The organism is Kibdelosporangium banguiense (assembly GCF_017876405.1).
In the GTDB taxonomy this organism is placed as follows: domain Bacteria; phylum Actinomycetota; class Actinomycetes; order Mycobacteriales; family Pseudonocardiaceae; genus Kibdelosporangium; species Kibdelosporangium banguiense.
This window is the reverse complement of record NZ_JAGINW010000001.1, coordinates 583,601-604,163: the sequence shown is the minus strand read 5'-3', so window position 1 is coordinate 604,163 and position 20,563 is coordinate 583,601. Positions and strand designations below refer to the sequence as shown.

The following is a 20,563-nucleotide window of genomic DNA, read 5'->3' as shown; positions in this document are numbered from 1 at the left end:
ACCGAGCAACCCCCGGCTCCGTATCCATCGATGAAGGCGCAATCCAGGTGCCCCGAGAAGGACGCACCGGATCCACTGTGGCGGACGAAGTCCCAGGAAACGTCCACAGTGGATTCAACACGGCCTTTTCCAGCAACGTCGCCACGCGTGTCCGTCAGCCACGGACGCCCCGAGACAGGAAGGATGCCGTGAAACGACTTCTCACGTCGCTGGTGTTCCTGCTGTTGTTCGCCTCGCCGTCCGTCGCCTGGGCGCAGCCGAACGGCGATCTCAGGACGCTCGACGGCGATCTGCTCACCAAGGTCCGGCTGGCCGGGCTCTGGGAGATGCCCGCGGGCGAGATGGCCACCGAACGCTCCGACGACCCCAGGGTCCAGGAGGTCGGCCGCACGCTGATGACCGACCACGCGGTACTCGACCAGGAGGTCCGCCGGGTCGCGGCGCTGTACAACAAGGCCCTGCCGGCCGAGCCGAACGACGCCCAGAAGAGCTGGCTCACCGAGATGGCCACCTCCACCGGCGCGCAGTTTGACTCCGTATGGGCGATGCGCCTTCGCTCCGCCCACGGGATGATCTTTCCGCTGATCGCCCAGGTTCGTGCCACCACAACGGACCCGGAGATCCGCAAGTTCGCCACGACCGCGAACACCATCGTGATGAAGCACATGACGATCCTGGAGAGCACGAACAACGTCGCGTACGACGCTCTCGCGGACCCGACACCGCTGAAGCTGGCGTCGGACTCGGAAGGCACTGACATGGTGGTCGCGGTGGCACTGGTGCCGCTGATGGTCGCCCTCACGATCTTCGTGCTGTGGCTGGCGACCAGTCGCAACCGGCGCCGTTACCGGCAATCCGACGGCCCGGTCTCCGACGAACCACGTGTTCGGACGTATGTAGACAAGGAATACGCACGTTGAACGACATCATGATCCTCGCCGTCGGTGGCGCGGCTGATGAGGGCCTTCGCGGCGTCGCTGCTGTCGCCGCGCGCGTCTCCTATTCGTTGATGTGCCTGACGATCTGCTGGGGCGTGCTGACCAAGACCGGCTGGGCCCGAAGACTGGGTGAACGCAAGACCTTGCGTTCGCTGCATATGGTCCTGGCCACACTGACCATCGCTTTCGGAATCGTGCACGCGATGGGCTTCCTGTTCTTCCAGGACGGGAAGTTCTCCATCGCGGAGATCACCATCCCGATCGGCATGGACTTCCGGTACGCCATTGCTATCGTCGGCCTGGAACTGATGATCGCCATCGCGATCACAGCCACGATGTACAACTGGACGTCCTACCGCCGGTGGCAGTGGATTCACCGGTCGGCGTACCTCGCGTTGCCGCTCCTGGCGATCCACTCGCTGCTCGGCGCGATGGCCAACAGCCATCTGTCATTGGTGTGGCTCGTGGGGCTGACATTGCTCATCCCAACCGTTACCTTGTCGATCCTGCGGTTCGTGCCCACGCGAATGCTGGTGCAGATCGGACTCGTGGAGGAGCAGGTATGAAAGGCCAGAGGGTTCGCCTCAAAGTGGACAACGACCGCTGCGAGCGGTTCGCGATCTGTGAAATGGAAGCCCCGGACTTGTTCCAGCTGAGCCACGACGGTCGGCTGCTGTACACGAAGAGACCGGTGGAGGACCAGGTCGAGCAGGCGATAGCAGCCGCGCGCTGCTGTCCCCAGCAGGCCATCAAGGTGAACAGGGTTTAGATGACCGACTTCGAACGCATCGTCATCGTCGGCGCGGGTGTCGGCGGCTTACGGGCCGCGGAACGCCTGCGCGAGATGGACTATGACGGTGAGCTGGTGATCATCGGTGACGAGCCCCGATGGCCGTACCACCGACCGCTGGTGTCGAAGAATCTGCTGGCCGGCACCGATCGGGCGGCGGACCTGACGCTGCAGAGGTATGTCGACACCGGCGCTCGCTGGCGGCTGGGTACCCGGGCGGAACGGCTTGAAACGCAACGAAAGGTCGTGCACCTGCCGGGTGGCGAGGAGATCAAGTACGACGGCCTGATCATCGCCACCGGCGTGGAACCCCGGCACCTCAAGGGAGTTCCCCGGCACAGCCCGCGCGTGCACACCATGCGCACAGTCGACGAAGCGATGGCCGCCAAGCGCACCATCCAGGAGTGCGACCTGCCGATCGTCGTGCTCGGCACCGGATACATCGGCTGTGACGTGGCCGCCAGCGCCCGCAAGATGGGCCGTGACGTGACCATGGTCGGCCGGTCGAAGTTCCCGCTGCGAAACCTCGGCAACGAGGTCGCGTCCGCAGTGGACACGTTGCACCGCAAGCACCATGCCCGGATGGCGATGGGCACGGACATCCGCAACTGGGTGGTCTCCGACGACTCCATCGCCATGCACACCACCGATGGCCAGCTGCTCGTGGCCGGCTGCGTGATCATGGCTGTCGGCTCGATCCCCGCGGTCGAGTGGATGCGCGGATCCGGCCTGGTGCTTGAGGACGGCGTGCTCTGCGACGCCACGCTGTTCGCTGCAGGTGCTGAAGACGTTGTGGCAGTCGGCGACTGCGCGCGTTTCCCGAACCTGCGGTACGACGACACGCCGCGCCGCATCGAGCACTGGATCAACGCGGTCGAGATGGGCCGCCACGCGGCGGAGAACCTGCTTCTGGGGCGCGAGAAGGCGACTCCGTTCACGCCGATCCCGCGCGTCTGGTCCGGCCAGTACGACGTCCGGCTGCAGATCGCCGGCGTTCCCTCGCTGGGCAAGGACACCGTCCACCTCGCCGACGGAACCCCGGGCACACCAGGCGTCACCGGCTATGTCCGGGACGGCAAGCTGGTCGGTGTGTGCGGCTGGGACACCCCGCGCGCGATGATCAAGTGGACCGAGGAACTGCACAAGCTGCTGCCGGTTCCCGAGACCCCGGCCAAGCGTCCGGTCGCCCCGGCCCCGAAGGCCGCGCCCGCGGTCCAGCAGCGGCCATCGATCCCCGCGCTGGGCATGGCCCCGCCGGTGCCGATGTCCGAGATGCCGACCCAGGTCCCGGCCATGGCCGCGCTCCAGTCGGCACCGCAGGCCGCTCCCAACACGGCACCTTTCTCCATGCCAGTGGCCCGGCCGGCGATGCCGTCCGGTCCATACCAGCGGCCGATGATGCCGGCGGCGGCGGTCAACCGCCCGGTCCAGCATTCCCGGCCGATGCCGTCCATGCCGATGGCGACGCCGTCGATGCGGGCGATGGCCCCGGTACAGCGCCCTCCCATGAACTCCATGCCGATGTCGGCACCCCCTATGTCGACACCGTCCATGCGTGCGATGTCGCCTGTGCCAAGGCCTTCGGAGCCCCGCACCCCGATGCCGCCGCCGATGAACTCCGGCCCCTGGCACTCCGGGCAGATGCCCCGTCCCGACATGGCGGTGACCGAGATGATGCCGGCCATCACCTCCGAGCCGAGCATGCCGGAGACGTCGGCCATCCCGAACCTGTCCGCGCCCAACCTGTCGTTGTCAAACCTGTCGGTGCCGAACATTCCGGTGCCGGACACGCCGGCGGCGGCGATGAGACCGGCGCCGCCGCCGGCGAGACAACGCCGGGCGGACCGCAGGATCGACCGGGAGCGTCGCGTCGAGCGCGAGCGCCGCTCGGAGCGGGCACCGATGGACCTGGACCAGATGGACTCGTCGGAGCGCATGCCGCTACCGCCGATGCCGCCCATTCCGCCCAGCCAGCATCCGTCCTTTCCGAACATGCGGCCGGTCGCGCGTCCTGCGGCCGACGCGCCGAGGATGGAGCATCCGTCATTCCCGTCGATGCGTCCGGTTCAGCGGCCTCCCATGCCGATGATGGAGCACCCATCGTTCCCGTCGATGCAGCCCGTCGCGCGGCCTGACGCACGAGAAGACGTTCGCTTGCCCGTTGGGCGAGCGACCAGAGGGTTCGGCTAGAGACACGGCTGGCCGAGCAACGCCGCGGCGGCCGGGCCCTCGGCCGTCGCGGTGCGCCCCTCGCGTGTGAGCAAACCCGACCGCTCACCGCGAGGGGCATTTTTGTTGCCCTAACGCCATTCCGTGCGGTACGCCGCCCAATCTTGTGCGGTGGCTTCGAAATCTATGTAGACCGCGACGCCGAACGGCCGCTCCGGCTTCCCGCCGTCCAAGGCCAGCCGGACGCCGCGAAGTGCCGCTGGGACTGTCTCCGCGTCGGTGTGCCCTGGGCCTGCGGAGTGGTAGGCGGGGATTCCGATGAACAAAGCCACTGTTGACGGTACGGCTTCCAGGGCTTTCTTTGTCTGGGCCCGCACGTAGCCGCTGTATCCGGTCTCGAACGGCACTCCGGTGTCGTAGGCCATGATCGCGACCTGATCCACACGCTCAGCCACATTCCGTAGGTATCCGGTTGTCCACCAGTGCGGCTTGCCGATCATCAACTGTCCGAGGCGGCGCATGCCTGGGACCACTTCCACCTGGTGAGCGGCCACGGACAGGACCGCGTCGCGGGCGCGTGTCAGCTCGCGCGTGCTTTCCAGCAGTCGCAGGAAACCTGTTGTCCCGTCAGCCATTGGCTCCAGGTCGTAGTGCACGCCGTCGAACCCGTCGTCGAGCACCTGGGCCGCGCTGGCGACCATCAGTTTCCGGATACCATCGTTATCTGGATTCAGCCGGTCTTTGGCGACGACCGCGCCGAGCCAGGCCTGCACGCGGACTCCCGGCATCGCCCGGTGCATTGCCGCGACCAGCCACTTGGCCTGTGGCCGTAGTGACGGGTCCAGCGAGCCGTCCGGCGAAAGCGGGCCACTATGGACGAACAGGTCCCGGATCTCGGTCTGTTTCAGGTGTTCGGTCAGAGCGTCCACATCGGACTGCGTTTTGCGACCGTCGACCCAGGCGTGCCCCAGCCACATGGCGTCCGACCCGTTGCCGCGGGCGTCGGCGGGGACGTGCCCGGAGCCTTGCGTCCACAACCAGGTCACGATCACTGTGAGCGCGAGCAGCGGCACCATCATCAAGGCACCCAGCGTGGTCAGTGAATGGCGGACCCACGGGCGCTTCATCACGCTGAGGAGGACGTCGGAAGATCGACTTGGTTGCGTCAGTCCAGCAGGCCCCGCCGGTAGGCCTCCCCGACGGCGGCGGCTCGGTCCCGGACGTCGAGCTTGGCGTAGATGTGCAGCAGGTGCGTCTTGATGCTGGCTTCGCTGATGAACAGCTTCGACGCGGCTTCGCGGTTCGTGGCACCGGCTGCGACCAGCCGTAGGACTTCAAGCTCACGCGGGCTCAGCGTGCCGCGTTGTGGCTTACGCACCTGACCGACGAGACGGTTCGCGACCGACGGCGACAGCACAGACTGGCCCTGGTGCGCTGCGCGGACCGCCCGCAGCAGTTCCTCGGTCGACGCGTCCTTGAGCAAGTAGCCCGTCGCCCCCGCCTCGATCGCGGGCAGCACATCGCTGTCGGTGTCGAACGTTGTCAGCACCAGGACGCGGGTGTCCGGCGCGGACTCCCGCAGCCGGCGGATCGCGCGCACCCCGTCGAGCTCCGGCATCCGCAGATCCATCAGCACCACGTTGGCCTGGTTCGCGGACACCATCTCGATGGCCTGCAGGCCGTTGCCCGCCTCACCGACCACCTCGATGTCCGGCTCGCCGGTGAACGCGGCCCGCAGCCCGTCCCGGACGACCGGGTGGTCGTCCACGATCAGCAGCCGGATCATCACGCGTCTCCCTCTGCCCGGATCGCCGGGACGCTGGCTCCGATGGCGGTCCCCTCACCCGGCCCGCTCTCGATCTCCAGGGTCCCACCCACGCCGAGCAGCCGCTGACGCATGGTGCTCAGGCCGTACCCATGGTCCCCGCCGGGCGCCACCTTGCCTGGCTCGAATCCGGCGCCGTCGTCCCGGACATCCAACAGGACCAGGTCGTCCAGGTAGGACAGCGTGATGCCGACGCGTGACGCACCCGCGTGCTTGGCGACGTTGGCCAAGGCCTCCTGCGCGACCCGGAACAGCGCGACCTCGATACCTGGGATCATCGGCGCCGGTGTGCCGTTGGTGCCGAACGTCAACGCCACCCGCGAAGTCTGGCTCCACGCGTGCGCCATCTCCTCGATCGCGTCCGGCAGCCTGGAACGCACCAGCGGTTCCGGCCGCAGCGCCTGAACCGACCGGCGCGCCTCCGACAGGCTGCGGCGGGCCAGCATCTGGACCTGGTCCATGTGGTGCTGCCATTGGGCCGGTTGTTCCCGGACCCGGTCGGCGGCCTGCAGCTGCCTGATCATCGCCGCGAGTTCCTGCGCCAGGGTGTCGTGGATCTCGCGCGCCATCCGCTGACGCTCGTCGAGGACGCCCGCCTCGCGCGCCTGCGCCATGAGCTGCGCGTGCAGCCCGGCGTTCTCCTCCATGGCGCTCGCCAGGCGCCGGTTGGTGTCCGTCAGCTGCGCGATCGCCTTCTTGCGTTTCTCACTCTCGACGCCCGCGTACCAGCCCGCGAAGATCACCGGCCCGGCGATCGCGATCATCACGGTGTACGGCGAGCTCTGCTGCAGGGCCCCGCTCTGCGCCACGAACGTGCAGAACGCGTTCGCGGTCACTGCGAAGACGGCCCACCGGGCCGGGAAGATCGCGAAGGCGAACGGGTAGCCGACCCACACGAACGCGGTGAACGTCTCACTGCTGGCCATCAACGTGGCGTTGAGCGCGAGCAGACCCAGATATCCGATCACTGCCCAGACCCGGCGCCGCGGCCAGGCCGGCCACCAGACGGCGAACCCGGTGAGCCACACCGCGGCCGCCGCGCTCAACGCGAGCGTGCGGCCCGGCCGCGGCGTGAGCTCCGGCTGGACCAGCGTCCAGGTGACCGCGAACGCCAGGGCGAGGTACGCGATCCCGATGTAGATCCACCTCGCCGTGCGCGCCGCACGGTCCTGGTCCTGCTCAGTGACCTGCAGCATCGCTCCTCATTCCCAGCGGAAGAGTTTGGCCGCCGCCAGTCCGGCCACGATCGTGTAGCCACCGAGCACCGCCAGATGCAGTGGCTCCGGCATGGTGCCACCCCAGCTGTCCCGCAGCGACTGCATGGTGGCGCCCAACGGGGTGAAGTCGCCGATCCGCACCAGGAACGGCGGCAGGGTCTCGGCCGGCATGAACACCCCGCCGAACACCAGGCTCACGAAGAACAGCCCGACACCCACCCCCGTCGCGACCCGCGCGCTCGGCGCGACGGCCGCGACGAGGAGCCCCATCGAGAACAGTGCGGCGCACCCGAGCCCGAACGCGGCCAGGAAACCCGGCACATGCTGGGGGAGCTCGAACTGGAAGCCGAGGTGGCCCACCAGAGTGACCAGGACCGCGGCGACCACCGCCAGCCCGACGCTGATCGCCAGCTGGGCGGTGAGCATCTTCGCCGGATGCACCGGCGTGGTCGACATCCGGCGCAAGATCCCCTTCTCCCGGTATCCGGCCAACGTCGTCGGCGTCAGGTTGAGTGCCAGCTGCGCCAGGCCCAACGCGAGAGCCATGGTCGGGAAGTAGGTCATGATCGGATCGGCGTCGCCGGCCGGCTGCGCGATCACGCCGAACACGACCACGATCGCGACCGGCAGCGCGACCGTGGCGATGGTCGACGCCGGGTCTCGCAGGAAAAGCTTCAGCTCCGTGAATGTGAGCGTGCCGCCACCAGACATGGGAGTTCTCCAGGATGAATTCGAGTGAAAGGACGATGGCCCCGTGCGAGGGCCAGCGGATGGCCCGTTGGTAGGACGGTCAGAAACGCTTGCCGGTCAACGCGACGAACGCGTCGTCCAGGCTGGCCTGTTCGACACGCAGGTCCGCTGCCACGATCTGGTTGCGCGCCAGGACCGACGTGACCGCGTAGAGCAGGTCGCCCCGGCCGGTCACCACGAGGTGGCTCCCCTCGTGCGCCACCTCGCTGACCTCGGGAATCCCGGTCAGCAGCCGCTCGTCGAACTGGCCCGCGACGCGGAATCGGATCCGCTGCCGGTTGTCCACCTTCGACACCAGCCCGGCGGGTGTGTCGAGCGCGACGACCTGGCCGTCGTCGATGACCGCGAGCCGGTCGCAGAGCCGCTCGGCCTCTTCCATGAAGTGGGTGACCAGCACGACGGTCACGCCAGTGCGCCGCAGCTTCTCGATCAGCTCCCACGTCTCACGGCGCGCCTGCGGATCCAGGCCGGTGGTCAGCTCGTCGAGGAACACCACCTTGGGATTGCCGACCAGTGCGAGGGTGATGAACAGCCGCTGCTTCTGGCCGCCGGACAGCTTCGCGTACGGCGTAGCGCGTTTCTCGGCCAGGCCCCAGTCGACGATCAGCTGCTCCCAGTCCAGCGGATCGGGGTAGAAGGAGGCGTACAGGTGCAGCGCTTCCCACACCTTCAGCCGCTCCGGCAGCTGGCTCTCCTGGAGTTGCACCCCGACCTGGGTGTGCAGTTTCGTGGCGTCGCGGCGGGGATCGAGGCCGAGAACGCGGATCATCCCACCGTCCGGCACGCGCAGCCCGGCGACGCATTCGACCGTGGTCGTCTTGCCCGCACCGTTGGGGCCGAGGATGCCGAAGATCTCACCCTCGGCCACGGCGAACGAAACTTCCTGTACCGCGACCTTGCCGCGGTACGCCTTGTGCAAGTTGGACACCTCTATCACTGACATACCGGCAGCATGCGCCGGTCAGGTGCCCGTGCGGATCGCCTTACCAGCCACCATGTCGGTGGATGGCCACATCAGCCGATCGGTCGATGCGCCCCGATCCGCTTGCGCAGCCGGTACAGCGCCGAGTGCGCGCCCTGGGTCGTGGTGCCGAGTTCACGCGCGATCTCGCTGTGCGGCATTCCGTCGGCGAGCATGTCTACCAGTACCTGGTCACGGCGCGGCAGCGCCAGAATCCGGACCGCCAGCCAGCGTGCTTCGGCCTTGTCGCACGCGAATTCGGCGGGATCGTCGGCGGTCGGCGGCACCAGCCTCGGGTGGTTGGCCATCCGGGTGGCCACTGTGCGGCGCCTGGCCTCGTCGGCGCACAGCCGGGTGACTGTGGCGACCAGGAATTGCTCCAGCCTGCTCATATCAAGGTCGCCGAACTCGGCCCCGCGGATGAGGGCCTCGCCGACGATGTCATCGGGGTCCACCGGTGCCGCACAACGCCGGGCGGCGATCCGGACCAGCGTCGGCCGGATCCTGATGCACTCCTGCCAGTAGTCGTCGGTACGCGTACGTGCGTCCGGGACCGGCATTACCACACCCCCGATCGGCCTACGCGACTCGCCGCGCGGCCGTCTCGATGTCGAGTAGTTGTTATTTGAACATATTTCTTCCGTGTTTCCAGAAGAGCTTCTACCGTGTGACACGGGTGTGGGAGGGCCATTCGGCCCGTGTCTCATGTGGTGAGAATCTCAACCTATATCAGCGGTTTCACTGTAACGGCGGTACGGCGGTCACTAACTTCCGCCATTCGAGTGAACCTCGGTCAGAGGCGAGCTTCTCAAACGAATTACCTAGCGTGGGAGACGTTGCGGCTCGGTCCGGATCAACTGGCGAGGAATTGTTTCCAGGTTATTGTGATCGACAGAATTCCGTCACCTCGGAGTTGCGGTGTAGTACCACGCGGTGGAGTACCTCAAGGAGCCACCGGTGCTGAACGCACCGGCGGCCGAGCGACGCGGGGCAGGGCCGCGTCGCTCGGCCGGGCGCGGGTGTGCCGCGCGACGCGCCTGATCGCGTTGCGCGGCACACCGTGAACACCAGCGTTTTCATCGTCGACGACCATGAGCTCGTCCGGCGTGGGCTGGCCGCGTTACTCGCCGACGAGCAGGACATGCACGTCGTCGGGCAGGCCGGCACCGTCGTCGAAGCCTTGGCGTTGGTCCCCGAACAGCTCCCGGACGTGGCCGTCCTGGATGTCCGCCTGCCCGACGGCGACGGCGTCCAGTTGTGCCGTGACCTGCAACTACGTTGCCCGGAGGTGCGGTGCCTGATGCTGACTCCGTTCGTCGACCACGACGCCGTCGCCCCCGACATCGTCGATGCCGCGATCGCCGCGGGAGCCGCCGGTGTCGTGCCCAAACACGTCGCCGGGTCCGAGCTGACCAGCGCCATCCGCATAGTCGGCGCAGGCGGGAGGCTCCCTCAGGAGGCCAAGCCCGAGCAGCCGCGCGACCCGCTGCACACGTTGACCACGCGTGAACGATCCGTGCTGCGCCTGATCGGCGAAGGCCTGACAAATCGGCAGATCGCCGAACGCCTCAATCTCGCCGAGAAGACAGTGAAGAACTACGTCTCAAGCGTGCTGGGCAAACTGGGCCTGCGCCGTCGCACGCAGGCCGCGGTACTGGCTGCGGAAGTGCGCCACCGCCTCTAGGAACTTGTGCTGTTCAGATACGCCAGCACCGCGAGCACCCGCCTGTTGGTGTCATCCGACGGCGCCAGCTGCAGCTTCGAGAAGATGTTCGCGGTGTGTTTGCCGACCGCACCTTCACTGACGAAAAGCTGTGCGGCGATCGCGGCATTGGACCGGCCACCGGCCATCAGCTCCAGGACCTCACGCTCCCGCGGGCTGAGCGCGGCGAGTGGCTCATGGCGTGCGTTGCTGGCCAGCAGCTTGGAGATGACCTCTGGATCCATCGCGGTGCCACCTTCGGCGACCCGGCGGACGGCGTCGATGAACTGGTCCGAATTGAGCACCCGGTCCTTGAGCAGATAGCCGATCGACCCGGCGCCGTCTGCCAGCAGCTCCCGTGCGTAGAGCTGCTCGACATGCTGGGACAGCACGAGCACCGGCAGGCCAGGCACCTTGCGGCGCGCCTCGAGAGCCGCCTGCAGGCCTTCGTCGGTGAACGTCGGCGGCAGCCGTACATCCACGATCGCCACGTCCGGCCGCTGTTCGTCGAGGGCTTTGACCAGCTCAGGGCCGCTGGAGACGGCCGCGACCACGTCGAAGCCGTGCGCGGTCAGCAGATGAGTCAGGCCGTCTCGGAGGAGGTAGAGGTCCTCGGCGAGGACAACACGCACGGGACCTCCAAGGTCGCGGTGGTCGGTCCGCCCAACGGGCTGGTGAGGGTGCAGACGCCGTCGAATGTAGCGAGTCGTCGCCGCAGCCCTTGCAGGCCGCTGCCACCTGCGGGATCCGCGCCGCCCCGGCCGTCATCGCTGACCGTGACCCGGAGCTTGCCATGCACGTGCCGGATGTCCACGCTGACCCGTTCGGCCTCGGCGTGCTTGGCCACATTCGTGAGCAACTCGGTGATCGCGAAGTACACCGCCGCCTCGACTGGCGCCTCCACGCGACCAGGCAGTTCCACGACGACATGCACGTCCAACGGGCTGTCCAGGGCCAGTGCACGAACCGCGTCGCCGAGACCACGTTCGGCCAGGACCGGCGGCATGATCCCGCGCACCAGCTGACGGAGCTCCACGAGTGCCTCCGCCGACGCGTTCCGGGCGCTGGCCAGGAGTTTCTTGGCCGCTTCCGGGTTCTGGTCGATCAGCCGCTCGACCGCGCCGAGGTTCAATCCCATGGCCACCCAGCGAGCCTGGGCGCCGTCGTGCAGGTCGCGTTCGATCCGGCGCAGCTCGGCGGCCTGCGTGTCCGTCGCTTCGGTGCGGGTCTCGGTCAGGTGGTCCACCCGCAGAGCCAGCTCCGCCGACCTGGTCGGCGCCAGCAGGAACCTGCTCCAGTGGCCGTGTGCCTTGAGCAGGGCATGGCTCGCTGGGAGGACCAGCACCGTCACGACCAGCCCGGCCACCGGAGTGAGCCACGGCCCGGTGTTCTCCAGGCCCGGGATGTAGTCGGTGACGTACGCCCAGCCCTTGCGGAGATCGAAGTCGGTGAAGACGGCCAACGGGAGGGACCACACCCAGGACCAGAAGTAGACGAAGAAGCCGAACACCACGAGAAGCACCGGCACCGCCGCGAGCACGAGGGTGAGCAGCGGATCGAGGATCAGCCAGAGCAGGTCCCGCCAGGTGGCCGGGTCCTTTGCCAGGGCCACTGTGTTCTGCGTGGCGATGATGACCGTGGGGGAGTCGTACAACATACGGCCGCGCTGGTACTTGCCGTCCGGGCGCGGCGTGGGCGGCGGTGGGAGCGGCAAGTAGGGCTCGGTGATCTCGACCCCGGACCATCTGGTGATCTGGGCGCGCCGGGCGTTGACGAAGCGCCGCGCCGGGCGGCGCGTGAGCTCCAAAGGTCCGAGGAATCGGGGGAAGACCGACCCGGCGAGCACCAGGGCGAGGGGGGATCCCGCAGAGCGCCAGCCCGAACGTGGCCGCGAGTTTGAGCTGGGCGAACACCCTGTCCATGACCCAGCCCCACACGCGGCTGCGCCCGGTCCGGCCGGGTGGCCCCAGAAGTGCGCCAGTCCACCCGGCGTAGACCCGCAGCATCGCCGGCGCGCTCATGGCACCGGCGATGGCCAGCGGGATCGCGGCCAGCGGGTGGAGCAGAAAACCGGCCACCGGCAGCAGGAGCGGCAGCGCCGCCGCGAACCCGCCGGTCATCGGGGTCAGCAGCGCCCAGAGGTGGTCCCGGTGAGTGGCCGGGTCCTTGAGCAGCCACTGGAACCGCTGCATCCGCTGCACCGCGCGCCGGCCGCGGTAGAGCTGATTGCCGATCTTGTACCGGCCGTCCGGCTCCGGCTTGGGCAACGGCGGCATGGGCCGATACGGCGTGGGGATGTCCAGGCCGAGCCAGCGGTGGCTCAACCGCCGGACCAGGTTCGGCAGCCACCGCTCCAGCTCGAACTGCCGCACCAGGCCCGTGAAAGAGACCACCAGCGCCACCACGGCCTGCACGAGGCCGACGATCGACAGGCCGAACAGCGCCAGCCCGCGAACCGGGGCGAGGACGTATCGGCGCAGCACGCGACCAGTTTCGCTGATCGGCACCACCCCATGCACTGCGCGCAGGTACAGCAGGAGGGTATGGCTAGCCCCACCTCAGGTCTGGCCTCAGACGGATTCGCAACGGCCGCCGAACTCAATAACGTTCTCGGCACCAACAGGAAACGTTCGAGGGAGGCGGGGAATGGCGGTCATCGAGGTCGCGAACCTGCATAAGCGATATGGACGGCAAGTAGCGGTCGACGATGTTTCCTTCACCGTCGAGCGGGGCGAGATATTCGGCATTCTCGGACCCAACGGTGCCGGAAAGACGACCACAGTGGAATGTGTCGAAGGATTGCGTACCGCGGACAGCGGAAGCATTTCCGTGCTCGGGCTCGACCCACGCCGCGATGAATCGGAATTGCGCCGGCGAGTCGGCGTCCAGCTGCAGAAGAGCGAACTGCCCGAGAAGATGCGGGTCGGCGAGGCGATGGAGCTGTTCGCCTCCTTCTACCCCGGCCCGGCCGACGGCGACAAGCTGCTGGACGACCTCGGCCTGACCGGCAAGCGCGGCACGGCGTTCAACAAGCTGTCCGGCGGCCAGCAGCAGCGCCTGGCCATCGCGCTGGCCCTGATCGGCAACCCGGAGATCGCCTTCCTGGACGAGCTGACCACCGGCCTGGACCCGCAGGCGCGCCGGGACACCTGGGAGCTGATCGAGGGCATCCGCAACCGCGGCGTGACGGTTGTCCTGGTGACCCACTTCATGGAGGAGGCCGAGCGGCTGTGCGACCGGCTGGCCCTGGTCGACGAGGGGCGCGTGGTCGCCATCGACACGCCGGCCGGCCTGGTGGCCCGGGTGGACGGCGGCGGCCAGCGGCTGCGATTTCGGCCGTCGGTCCCGTTTCCCGACCAGCTGCTGACCGACTTGCCCGAGGTCACCGAGGTGGCTCACACAGCGAGCCAGGTGGTCGTGACCGGCCAGGGCAACCTCCTGCAAGCGGTCAGCGCGGCCCTGGCCCGCCATGACGTGGTCGCCCTGGACCTGCGGGTCGAGCAGACGAACCTCGAAGACGCCTTCGTGGCCCTCACCGGCCGCCAGTTGGGAGACGAATCATGAAACCCCAGACCTCGGTATCAGGCCAGGTGCTTCCCAACCGCACCTCAGGGGAACGTGACGCAACTCAGCCACCGGTACGCACCGAACTGAGCCATGCAAACCCAACGCGACCAAGCGTTGAAATCCCGGGGAGGCGGAACCGCGCGATGACTGGGCTTGGCAAGCTGATCCGGGCGGAGTTCCGCCTGTTACGGCGGGATCCGAGTATCGCGTTCGTCGTGATCATCCCGGTTCTGCTGGTGACGATCTTCGGCCTGCTGCCGTCCACCGGCCAGCCGAGTGAGGACTTCGGCGGCGGCCGCTTCATCGACTACTACGTCCCGCCGATCATCACCCTGATCATCGGGATGATGGCGCTCAACGCGCTCTCCAGCGCCCTGGCCACCTACCGGGAACGCGGGGTGCTGCGCAAAATGGCGGTCACGCCGGTCCGGCCGGTGGCTCTCATGGTGGCCCAGGGCATCGTGAACCTGGCTCTCCTGACGGGCGTCACCGTGCTCGTGCTGGCCATCGGCGGTATCGCCTTCGACGTGGTCATCCCGCGTCAGCTCGGCGGGTTCGCGCTGGCCTTCGTGCTGTGCGTGTCCGCGATGTTCTCGATCGGCCTGCTGATCTCGGCCCTCGCGCCGAACGGGAAGGCGGCCAACGGCATCGGCACGGTCGCGTTCTTCCCACTGGCCTTCCTGGCGGGCCTGTGGACGCCTGGGCCGATGATGCCGGATGTCGTCCGGCGCATCTCGGACTTCTCCCCGCTGGGCGCCGGCTCCCAGGCGATGCAACGTGCATGGGAAGGCTCGTTCCCGGAGCCACTGCACCTCGTGGTGCTGCTGGCGTTCACCTTGGGCGTCGGGTTTACCGCGGCCCGTCTGTTCCGGTGGCAGTGATATCAGGCCGGCACGTCGCGGACTGCGCCGAGGGGGCGCAGTCCGCGTCCTGCTGTTTGCGTGCTTCCACCAGCCGGCGCGGGCCGGGGCCGTGCGTTGCCAGCTGGTCGTCCTTGTTGGCCAGGGAGCACTTGTCCAGCGACAGGCAGCCGCACCCGACGCAGTCGGTGAAGTCGTCCCGCAGCTGGAGTAACTGCTCGATCCTGGTGTCCAGCTCGGCCCGCCACGTCTCGGACACCGCGGCCCAGTCCGACCGCGTCGGCACCCGTCCTTCGGGCAGCTGTCCCAGAACGTCGGCAATCGTGTTCAACGGGACGCCGACCCGCTGACCGATCCGGATGAACGCGATCCGGCGCAGCGTGTCCCGCCGGAACCGTCGCTGGTTGCCCGCAGTCCGACGGCTGGTGATCAGCCCCTTGGCCTCGTAGAAGTGCAAGGTCGACACGGCGACACCGGCGCGTCTGGCCAGCTCACCGACAGTGAGCTCGGTACTGGTGACGGACATGTCGCGATCGTACGGTCAGTGGCGGCCGGCGGGGTCAGATCGCCAGGTTCCAGCCGGTCAGCGAGTAGGCGCTGAACCAGCTGCCGAACAGCACGAACGCCACCGCGGCTGTGGCCATGGTGCTCGTCTTGCGGTTGGCCAGCCCATGCGCCACCGGGATGAGCAGCGGGAACGCCGGGATGAGGAACCGGGACTTCGAGTACGTGATCCCCGCTGTGACCACCACCATGAACACGGTCCCCGCGCCGTACCCCCACAACGGCCACGGAATCCGCGACCGTACGACCAGCACCGCCAGCACGACGGCCGCGAACACCATCAGCATGGTGACGGTCTCCATCACGGAATTGCCGGAATCCAGGATCTCGCCGAAGAATTTCAGGGTCTGCTGCCCGCCGTCGAAGAAGCTGAACCAGCCCTGGCGCTGAATGTCGAACCACCCGGTCAGGCTTCCGGTCTCGTTGGCGACATAACCCCACCAGCCGAACAGCCCGATCGGGCACAACACCGCGCACACGACGGCCCGCCAGGTCCGGTGCTCCCGGAACACCGCCACGAGCGCGGCCAGCGCGACCACTCCGACCAGCACCGACGCCGACGGCCGGACCAATCCCGCGGCCGCGGTGCAGAGCCCGGCGAGGATCCACTTGCGTTCCAGCACCCCGACCAGAGCCCACGCGGCCAGCGCGGTGAAAAGGGCCTCGGTGTAGGCCATCGACAACGTGATGGCCATTGGCGCGCCGCCCCACAATGCGACCAGCAACAGCCCGGTCTTCGGCCGCGGGTCGATGATCTGGGCGATCCGGAAGATGCCGGCTGCCGCGACACACCCGGCGATGAGGCTGATGACCAATGCGGCAGCCAATGCGTCGCCGCCTGTCACATATGCCAGCCCGCGAATGAGCATTGGATATAGCGGGAAGAACGCGAGCGGCGTCGTACGCGTTCGGTGACCGGCGGCGTCGACGAACCGGGCCGGAACGTTGTCGTAGCCGTTCTCCGCGATTGACAGGTACCAGTCGCCGTCCCAGGACTTCAACACGTCGAACAGCTCGCGGTCGCGGTTGTCGGCGAGTATTGCGAGCACGACGACACCCGTTAGCCGAACCAGCACGAAAACGCCGATGGCTAGCAGGTACGGCCTGGTACGCACGGCCGTCATCGCCATGTTTCGTCCTTTGCGGGTCAGTGTGAGCATGGTGTTGACCATTCTGGGGTGCGGTCGGCGGCGCCCGCCGTCTGTATGCGCGACTTTTCGGGCAGCCCGCTCGCAGGGTGCCACGACGGTCCACCAGCGGGGCCACCGGGACTGAGCAGGGGCTTACCGGCCACAAACACCAGGTGTGGTTGGGTTTCGCGGTGGATTTCTGGGACGAGCTCGTCGGCACACAGCCGGACCCGCCCGTGGTAGTGATCTTGGTTACGGGCGGGGCGGCGCTGCTGCTGGTCCTGTCGGGCCAGCCGTGGCTGCTGGCGCGCAACGTTGTGACGATCGTGCACGAAGCTGGACACGCCTTGGCGGCCGTTTTGGTTGGCCGCAGGCTCGCCGGAATCCGACTGCACTCGGACACATCGGGCGTCACCGTCTCCCGTGGCAAGCCCAGAGGGCCAGGCATGGTCCTCACCGCGCTCGCCGGTTACGTGGCGCCTTCCCTGGTCGGACTCGGTCTGGCAGGTCTGATGGCCGGCGGGAGGATCACCCTGCTGCTGTGGGTGCTGACGGCGCTGATGCTCGCCGTCCTGGTGATGATCCGAAACGTGTACGGCGTCGTGTCAGTGCTGGCCACCGGCGCCGTGCTGGTCGTGGTCTCGCTTGTGACCTCGCCGGAGGTCCAGGCCGCGTTCGCGTCCCTGATCACGTGGTTCCTCCTGTTCGGCGGCGTCCGACCGGTATGGGAGCTGCAGTCCAAACGGCGCCGTGGCCGCGCCCGCGACTCAGACGCCGATCAGCTGGCGCGTTTGACCGGCGCGCCGGGGCTCTTCTGGGTGGCCATGTTCTTCCTGATCTCGCTCGGCGCGACCTTCCTCGGCGGCATGTGGCTGCTCACGCCCATGCTGACCGGATGAGGGCTTTTGCCAGCGGCGCAAACGGGATCTCGTTGGGGTGGACCTTGGCGCGGTCTGAGTGGATTCGTCGCGGTTCGTCCCTAGGTTGGGCGGATGAGCGTTTACGGATCCACGGCCATGAGCCGGGAACTGGGCCACGAGATGCGCCGCCGCCGCGAGGCCACCGGTCTGACGCTCGCCGAACTGTCGCACACCCTGGGCTGGTCGGTGAGCCGGATGTCGCGCATCGAGAACGGAACGGCGCCGGTCACCGACGTCGAGCTGACGCACTTCCTGGCACACGCCGGGTTGTCCTTGGCGGAGACCTTGGAGCTGGTGCGGTTCCGCAACGACAGCGGACACGGCTACTGGCTCAACTCACATGGCATCGGGCTGGAGGATTCGCTGAGTTCTCTTGCCTTCCACGAATCGACCGCCATCGCCACGACCACCTATCAGCCGATAGTGGTGCCAGGACTGCTGCAGACCGAAGACTACGCCCGCGCCATGATCAGCCGCGAGACCTGGCGGAATCCGGACAACATCGAGAACTGCGTCCGTGCTCGGATGGACCGGCAACTGGTGCTCAACCGGGCACGACACGTGTTCTATGTACACGAGCAGGCGCTCAGAGTCCAGGTCCGGAGTGCCGAGGTGATGCACGAGCAATTGCTCAAGCTGGTGCTCCTCGCTGAGTCGAAGCGGACCAAGATTCGAGTAGTTCCGCTCTGCGCGGGAGAGCGATCGGTGTTCGGCGGCTCGTTCACCCTGCAGGACTACGACGGTGGCAGACCGTTGCTATGCCTGCACAACCACGCTACGAGCCTCTTCTTCGAAGAACCGGACTATGTCGACCCGTTTTTCCTCCTGATTCCCAGTATTGCGCGAGTCGCGTTGGATGCGCGGCAATCACAGGAGTTGCTTACGAGCATCGCGAGTGGCTACGAGCGTTCAGTAGCTCCTCATGCGGGCGTGCGGAAGGCAGCGGGCGGTTAGTCGCCTCAACGGGAGCTACGCGCGAAGCCACCGCTGCCGCACGCGACATCGGCCATCATGCCGCCTCATAGGACCTGGGATCGAAGTCCTTGATCCGCCTGCTCAACGTCCCTGTGGACCACGGCCAGCTGAAACTGTTGCGCCCGTTGGCATCCAGGTAGTAGCTCGAACATCCGCCCACGTTGTAGACGGTCGTGCGCAGTGCTTGTTGCACGTCTGCGTTGTATGCGTCCTGGACGTCCTTGCGCACGTCGATGCTGGACCAGCCGTTGCGGCGGATCGCCTTGACTGCGTCAAGTACGTACGCCAGTTGCGACTCCAGGATGGAGAATGCCGACGAATGGCCAGTGCCCAGATTGGGCCCCAGCAGGAGGAACAGGTTCGGGAACCCGCTCACCGATGTGCCCAGGTAGGCCTGTGGGCTGCCCTGCCAGATGTCAGCCAGTGTGCGGCCTTGCGCGTCGCGGACGTGCGAGGCGACCGGCATGTCAAGGATGTGGAACCCGGTCCCGAAAACGATCGCGTCCACTTCGGATTCGGAGCCGTCCGCGCCGACGACCACATTGCCCCGGACCTCCCGCACGGCAGTGCTGTGGACTTCGACGTTCGGCTTCGTGAGCGACCTGTAGTACGTGTTGGACATCAGTAAACGCTTGCAGCCCAACGTGTAGTCCGGCGTCAGTGCGCGACGCAGCTCGGGGTCCCGGACGGAACGCCGCAGGTGCAGCAGGCCGATCTGCTGGACCAGCCGAAGGATCTGCGGATGCCGGAAGCCGACGCCCAGTGCCTCCATCGCGGCGTATTCGAACGCCCTTAGCGCGCGTTGCGCCGACGGGAAGTTGTGCAGCAGCCAGCGTTCCACCTTGGGTACGTAGTGGTCGGGTTTGGGCAGCACCCACTGGGCTGTGCGCTGGAACAGGTGCAGGCGGCCGGCTTGCGGCTGTATGGCCGGTACGAACTGGACAGCGGAAGCGCCCGTGCCGATCACCGCGATCCGCTTGCCTGTCAGGTCGTAGTCGTGATTCCAGCGTGCCGAGTGGAACATCTCGCCGGGAAAGTCCGAGAGTCCTTTGAGGTCGGGGATCAGCGGCTGGTGCCAAGGGCCGGTACCCGCGATCAGGATCTGAGCCGAGTAGTGGCCCTTCGTGGTGTCCAGTTGCCAACGGCTCGCCTCGGCGTCCCAGCGTGCGTCGAGGACCTCAACGCCGTACCGCACGTGTTTGCGCACGTCGAACGAGTCGGCCGTGTTTTCCAGATACCGTCGGATTTCGGGCTGCTGTGCGAACGCTCGTGTCCATTCCGGATTGGGCGCGAACGAGTAGGAGTACAGCGCGGACGGCACATCGCAGGCGCAGCCCGGGTAGGTGTTGTCGCGCCATGTGCCGCCGAGTTCGGCGGCCTTCTCCAGCACCACGAAGTCGTCGATGCCCGCCTGCCGGAGCTTGATGGCCGCACCGATGCCGGACGCGCCGGCGCCGATCACCACGACTGGAACCCGCACGCCGCACCTCCGAGTTCGAAATACCATCGGTATTTGGAAGCTAGCAGTATTCAGCTACTGGCGGTAGGTCCATAGGCTGGGCTGATGCCCCGACTGACCCGCGCCGAGAGTCAGGCCCGCACCAGGGACCTGCTCATCGCCACGGCCCGTACGTTGTTCCTGCGCGACGGCTACCACGGCACCTCGCTCGAGAAGGTCGCCGATGCCGCCGGCTTCTCCAAAGGCGCGGTCTACTCGAACTTCCGAAACAAGGACGAGCTCTGCCTGGCGGTCCTCGACGCGATCCACGCCGACGAACTCAACGCGGCGCTCGCCGAGGTCAGCCGCGCCCGCACCTTCGACGAAGGTGTCGCGGGCTTCCAGCGCTGGGCCGAACGAATGATCGGCGACGAAGGCTGGACCACCCTCGAAGTCGAGTTCGCCATCCAGGCCCGCCGCGACCCCGACCTCCGCGAGGAACTGGCCGCACGAGATCAGATCATCCGCGGGACCATCGCCTCGGTGCTCGCCACCAAACTCGACGCCAACGCGGCCATGGACGCCGAGGACATGGCCACAGCCCTGCTCAGCCTCGGCATCGGCCTGGGCATGCAACGCGTGATCGACCCGAGCATCCCCGTCAACGTCCTGATCAAGACCCTGCGCGCCCTCACGAAATAGCACGGCTCACCCAGTGAGCCACCCGGATCTGCCTGCGGAACCAGCGTTTCGAGGG

Annotated in this window: 21 protein-coding genes; 10 read left to right on the top strand and 11 right to left on the bottom strand. The window is 67.3% G+C overall.

The features are described from left to right. The first annotated feature begins 188 nt into the window (after nucleotides 1–188). From JOF56_RS02865 to JOF56_RS02850, 4 genes are read left to right on the top strand one after another with little or no spacing between them, the layout of a single operon-like run. A complete protein-coding gene (locus JOF56_RS02865; protein ID WP_209634095.1) occupies nucleotides 189–920 on the top strand; it encodes a DUF4142 domain-containing protein in 732 nt (243 codons plus the stop codon). Then, nucleotides 917–1,504, top strand: coding sequence for a ferric reductase-like transmembrane domain-containing protein (locus JOF56_RS02860; RefSeq protein ID WP_245378125.1), 588 nt, complete (start codon nucleotides 917–919; stop codon nucleotides 1,502–1,504). Before JOF56_RS02865 ends, JOF56_RS02860 begins: the two co-directional genes overlap by 4 nt. Continuing rightward, on the top strand, nucleotides 1,501–1,707 hold the full coding sequence (locus JOF56_RS02855) for a ferredoxin (RefSeq protein ID WP_209634093.1): 207 nt from the start codon (nucleotides 1,501–1,503) through the stop codon (nucleotides 1,705–1,707). The genes JOF56_RS02860 and JOF56_RS02855 overlap by 4 nt, the downstream gene beginning before the upstream one ends. Next, the gene (locus tag JOF56_RS02850) at nucleotides 1,708–3,918 is read left to right on the top strand and encodes an NAD(P)/FAD-dependent oxidoreductase (protein ID WP_209634091.1); all 2,211 of its coding nucleotides are present in this window, start codon (nucleotides 1,708–1,710) and stop codon (nucleotides 3,916–3,918) included. It begins immediately after the preceding gene. 110 nt (nucleotides 3,919–4,028) lie between these two features. Here JOF56_RS02850 and JOF56_RS02845 read toward each other — a convergent pair whose 3' ends face one another. From JOF56_RS02845 to JOF56_RS02820, 6 genes are all read right to left on the bottom strand, one after another. Further along, complete coding sequence (locus JOF56_RS02845; protein ID WP_209634089.1) at nucleotides 4,029–5,024, bottom strand: glycoside hydrolase family 18 protein; 996 nt, start codon at nucleotides 5,022–5,024, stop codon at nucleotides 4,029–4,031. A 38-nt stretch (nucleotides 5,025–5,062) separates the two neighbouring features. Beyond that, nucleotides 5,063–5,683, bottom strand: a complete 621-nt coding sequence (locus JOF56_RS02840) for a response regulator (RefSeq protein WP_209634086.1) — start codon at nucleotides 5,681–5,683, stop codon at nucleotides 5,063–5,065. After that, on the bottom strand, nucleotides 5,683–6,918 hold the full coding sequence (locus tag JOF56_RS02835; RefSeq protein ID WP_209634085.1) for a sensor histidine kinase: 1,236 nt from the start codon (nucleotides 6,916–6,918) through the stop codon (nucleotides 5,683–5,685). Before JOF56_RS02835 ends, JOF56_RS02840 begins: the two co-directional genes overlap by 1 nt. A 6-nt stretch (nucleotides 6,919–6,924) precedes the next feature. Continuing rightward, the gene (locus JOF56_RS02830; RefSeq protein ID WP_209634083.1) at nucleotides 6,925–7,650 is read right to left on the bottom strand and encodes an ABC transporter permease; all 726 of its coding nucleotides are present in this window, start codon (nucleotides 7,648–7,650) and stop codon (nucleotides 6,925–6,927) included. A 79-nt stretch (nucleotides 7,651–7,729) separates the two neighbouring features. Continuing rightward, nucleotides 7,730–8,632 (bottom strand): ABC transporter ATP-binding protein, encoded by a 903-nt coding sequence (locus JOF56_RS02825; protein ID WP_209634081.1) that lies wholly within the window; start codon nucleotides 8,630–8,632, stop codon nucleotides 7,730–7,732. A gap of 71 nt (nucleotides 8,633–8,703) precedes the next feature. Further along, a complete protein-coding gene (locus JOF56_RS02820; RefSeq protein WP_209634079.1) occupies nucleotides 8,704–9,210 on the bottom strand; it encodes an RNA polymerase sigma factor in 507 nt (168 codons plus the stop codon). Nucleotides 9,211–9,710: 500 nt separating this feature from the next. On the opposite strand from JOF56_RS02820, the gene JOF56_RS02815 reads away from it, so the two are divergent. Next, the gene (locus JOF56_RS02815; protein ID WP_209634077.1) at nucleotides 9,711–10,334 is read left to right on the top strand and encodes a response regulator transcription factor; all 624 of its coding nucleotides are present in this window, start codon (nucleotides 9,711–9,713) and stop codon (nucleotides 10,332–10,334) included. Here JOF56_RS02815 and JOF56_RS02810 read toward each other — a convergent pair. Beyond that, on the bottom strand, nucleotides 10,331–10,984 hold the full coding sequence (locus JOF56_RS02810) for a response regulator transcription factor (RefSeq protein ID WP_209634075.1): 654 nt from the start codon (nucleotides 10,982–10,984) through the stop codon (nucleotides 10,331–10,333). The genes JOF56_RS02815 and JOF56_RS02810 overlap by 4 nt on opposite strands. Beyond that, nucleotides 10,936–12,198, bottom strand: coding sequence for a sensor histidine kinase (locus JOF56_RS59390; protein WP_307854893.1), 1,263 nt, complete (start codon nucleotides 12,196–12,198; stop codon nucleotides 10,936–10,938). Before JOF56_RS59390 ends, JOF56_RS02810 begins: the two co-directional genes overlap by 49 nt. Nucleotides 12,199–12,998: 800 nt before the next feature. Between JOF56_RS59390 and JOF56_RS02795 the strand changes: the two genes are divergently transcribed. Beyond that, the gene (locus JOF56_RS02795) at nucleotides 12,999–13,916 is read left to right on the top strand and encodes an ABC transporter ATP-binding protein (protein WP_209634073.1); all 918 of its coding nucleotides are present in this window, start codon (nucleotides 12,999–13,001) and stop codon (nucleotides 13,914–13,916) included. Nucleotides 13,917–14,062: 146 nt separating this feature from the next. Then, complete coding sequence (locus JOF56_RS02790) at nucleotides 14,063–14,800, top strand: ABC transporter permease (protein ID WP_209634071.1); 738 nt, start codon at nucleotides 14,063–14,065, stop codon at nucleotides 14,798–14,800. On the opposite strand, the gene soxR is transcribed toward JOF56_RS02790, so the two are convergent. Both soxR and JOF56_RS02780 read right to left on the bottom strand, forming a co-directional pair. Beyond that, nucleotides 14,769–15,305 (bottom strand): redox-sensitive transcriptional activator SoxR, encoded by a 537-nt coding sequence (gene soxR / locus JOF56_RS02785; RefSeq protein WP_209634069.1) that lies wholly within the window; start codon nucleotides 15,303–15,305, stop codon nucleotides 14,769–14,771. The genes JOF56_RS02790 and soxR overlap by 32 nt on opposite strands. 34 nt (nucleotides 15,306–15,339) lie before the next feature. Next, the gene (locus tag JOF56_RS02780) at nucleotides 15,340–16,503 is read right to left on the bottom strand and encodes a putative hexosyltransferase (protein WP_245378124.1); all 1,164 of its coding nucleotides are present in this window, start codon (nucleotides 16,501–16,503) and stop codon (nucleotides 15,340–15,342) included. Between the two features lie 161 nt (nucleotides 16,504–16,664). On the opposite strand from JOF56_RS02780, the gene JOF56_RS02775 reads away from it, so the two are divergent. Further along, nucleotides 16,665–17,372 (top strand): M50 family metallopeptidase, encoded by a 708-nt coding sequence (locus JOF56_RS02775; protein ID WP_209647968.1) that lies wholly within the window; start codon nucleotides 16,665–16,667, stop codon nucleotides 17,370–17,372. Between the two features lie 93 nt (nucleotides 17,373–17,465). Next, nucleotides 17,466–18,347, top strand: a complete 882-nt coding sequence (locus JOF56_RS02770; RefSeq protein ID WP_209634067.1) for a helix-turn-helix domain-containing protein — start codon at nucleotides 17,466–17,468, stop codon at nucleotides 18,345–18,347. A gap of 55 nt (nucleotides 18,348–18,402) precedes the next feature. On the opposite strand, the gene JOF56_RS02765 is transcribed toward JOF56_RS02770, so the two are convergent. Next, entirely contained in the window at nucleotides 18,403–19,848 is a 1,446-nt protein-coding gene (locus tag JOF56_RS02765; protein WP_307854892.1) for a flavin-containing monooxygenase, read from the bottom strand. A gap of 84 nt (nucleotides 19,849–19,932) precedes the next feature. On the opposite strand from JOF56_RS02765, the gene JOF56_RS02760 reads away from it, so the two are divergent. Then, on the top strand, nucleotides 19,933–20,508 hold the full coding sequence (locus JOF56_RS02760) for a TetR/AcrR family transcriptional regulator (protein WP_209634063.1): 576 nt from the start codon (nucleotides 19,933–19,935) through the stop codon (nucleotides 20,506–20,508). Nucleotides 20,509–20,563 lie beyond the last annotated feature (55 nt).

Excerpts from the sequence above, each read along its gene's own strand:
- JOF56_RS02795 (WP_209634073.1), top strand. The coding sequence starts at position 12,999 with ATGGCGGTCATCGAGGTCGCGAACCTGCATAAGCGATATGGACGGCAA.
- JOF56_RS02820 (WP_209634079.1), bottom strand. The coding sequence starts at position 9,210 with ATGCCGGTCCCGGACGCACGTACGCGTACCGACGACTACTGGCAGGAG.
- JOF56_RS02770 (WP_209634067.1), top strand. The coding sequence starts at position 17,466 with ATGAGCGTTTACGGATCCACGGCCATGAGCCGGGAACTGGGCCACGAG.
- JOF56_RS02835 (WP_209634085.1), bottom strand. The coding sequence starts at position 6,918 with ATGCTGCAGGTCACTGAGCAGGACCAGGACCGTGCGGCGCGCACGGCG.
- JOF56_RS02790 (WP_209634071.1), top strand. The coding sequence starts at position 14,063 with ATGACTGGGCTTGGCAAGCTGATCCGGGCGGAGTTCCGCCTGTTACGG.
- JOF56_RS02780 (WP_245378124.1), bottom strand. The coding sequence starts at position 16,503 with ATGCTCACACTGACCCGCAAAGGACGAAACATGGCGATGACGGCCGTG.
- soxR (WP_209634069.1), bottom strand. The coding sequence starts at position 15,305 with ATGTCCGTCACCAGTACCGAGCTCACTGTCGGTGAGCTGGCCAGACGC.
- JOF56_RS02760 (WP_209634063.1), top strand. The coding sequence starts at position 19,933 with ATGCCCCGACTGACCCGCGCCGAGAGTCAGGCCCGCACCAGGGACCTG.
- JOF56_RS02840 (WP_209634086.1), bottom strand. The coding sequence starts at position 5,683 with ATGATCCGGCTGCTGATCGTGGACGACCACCCGGTCGTCCGGGACGGG.
- JOF56_RS02845 (WP_209634089.1), bottom strand. The coding sequence starts at position 5,024 with ATGAAGCGCCCGTGGGTCCGCCATTCACTGACCACGCTGGGTGCCTTG.
- JOF56_RS02825 (WP_209634081.1), bottom strand. The coding sequence starts at position 8,632 with ATGTCAGTGATAGAGGTGTCCAACTTGCACAAGGCGTACCGCGGCAAG.
- JOF56_RS02830 (WP_209634083.1), bottom strand. The coding sequence starts at position 7,650 with ATGTCTGGTGGCGGCACGCTCACATTCACGGAGCTGAAGCTTTTCCTG.
- JOF56_RS02850 (WP_209634091.1), top strand. The coding sequence starts at position 1,708 with ATGACCGACTTCGAACGCATCGTCATCGTCGGCGCGGGTGTCGGCGGC.
- JOF56_RS02855 (WP_209634093.1), top strand. The coding sequence starts at position 1,501 with ATGAAAGGCCAGAGGGTTCGCCTCAAAGTGGACAACGACCGCTGCGAG.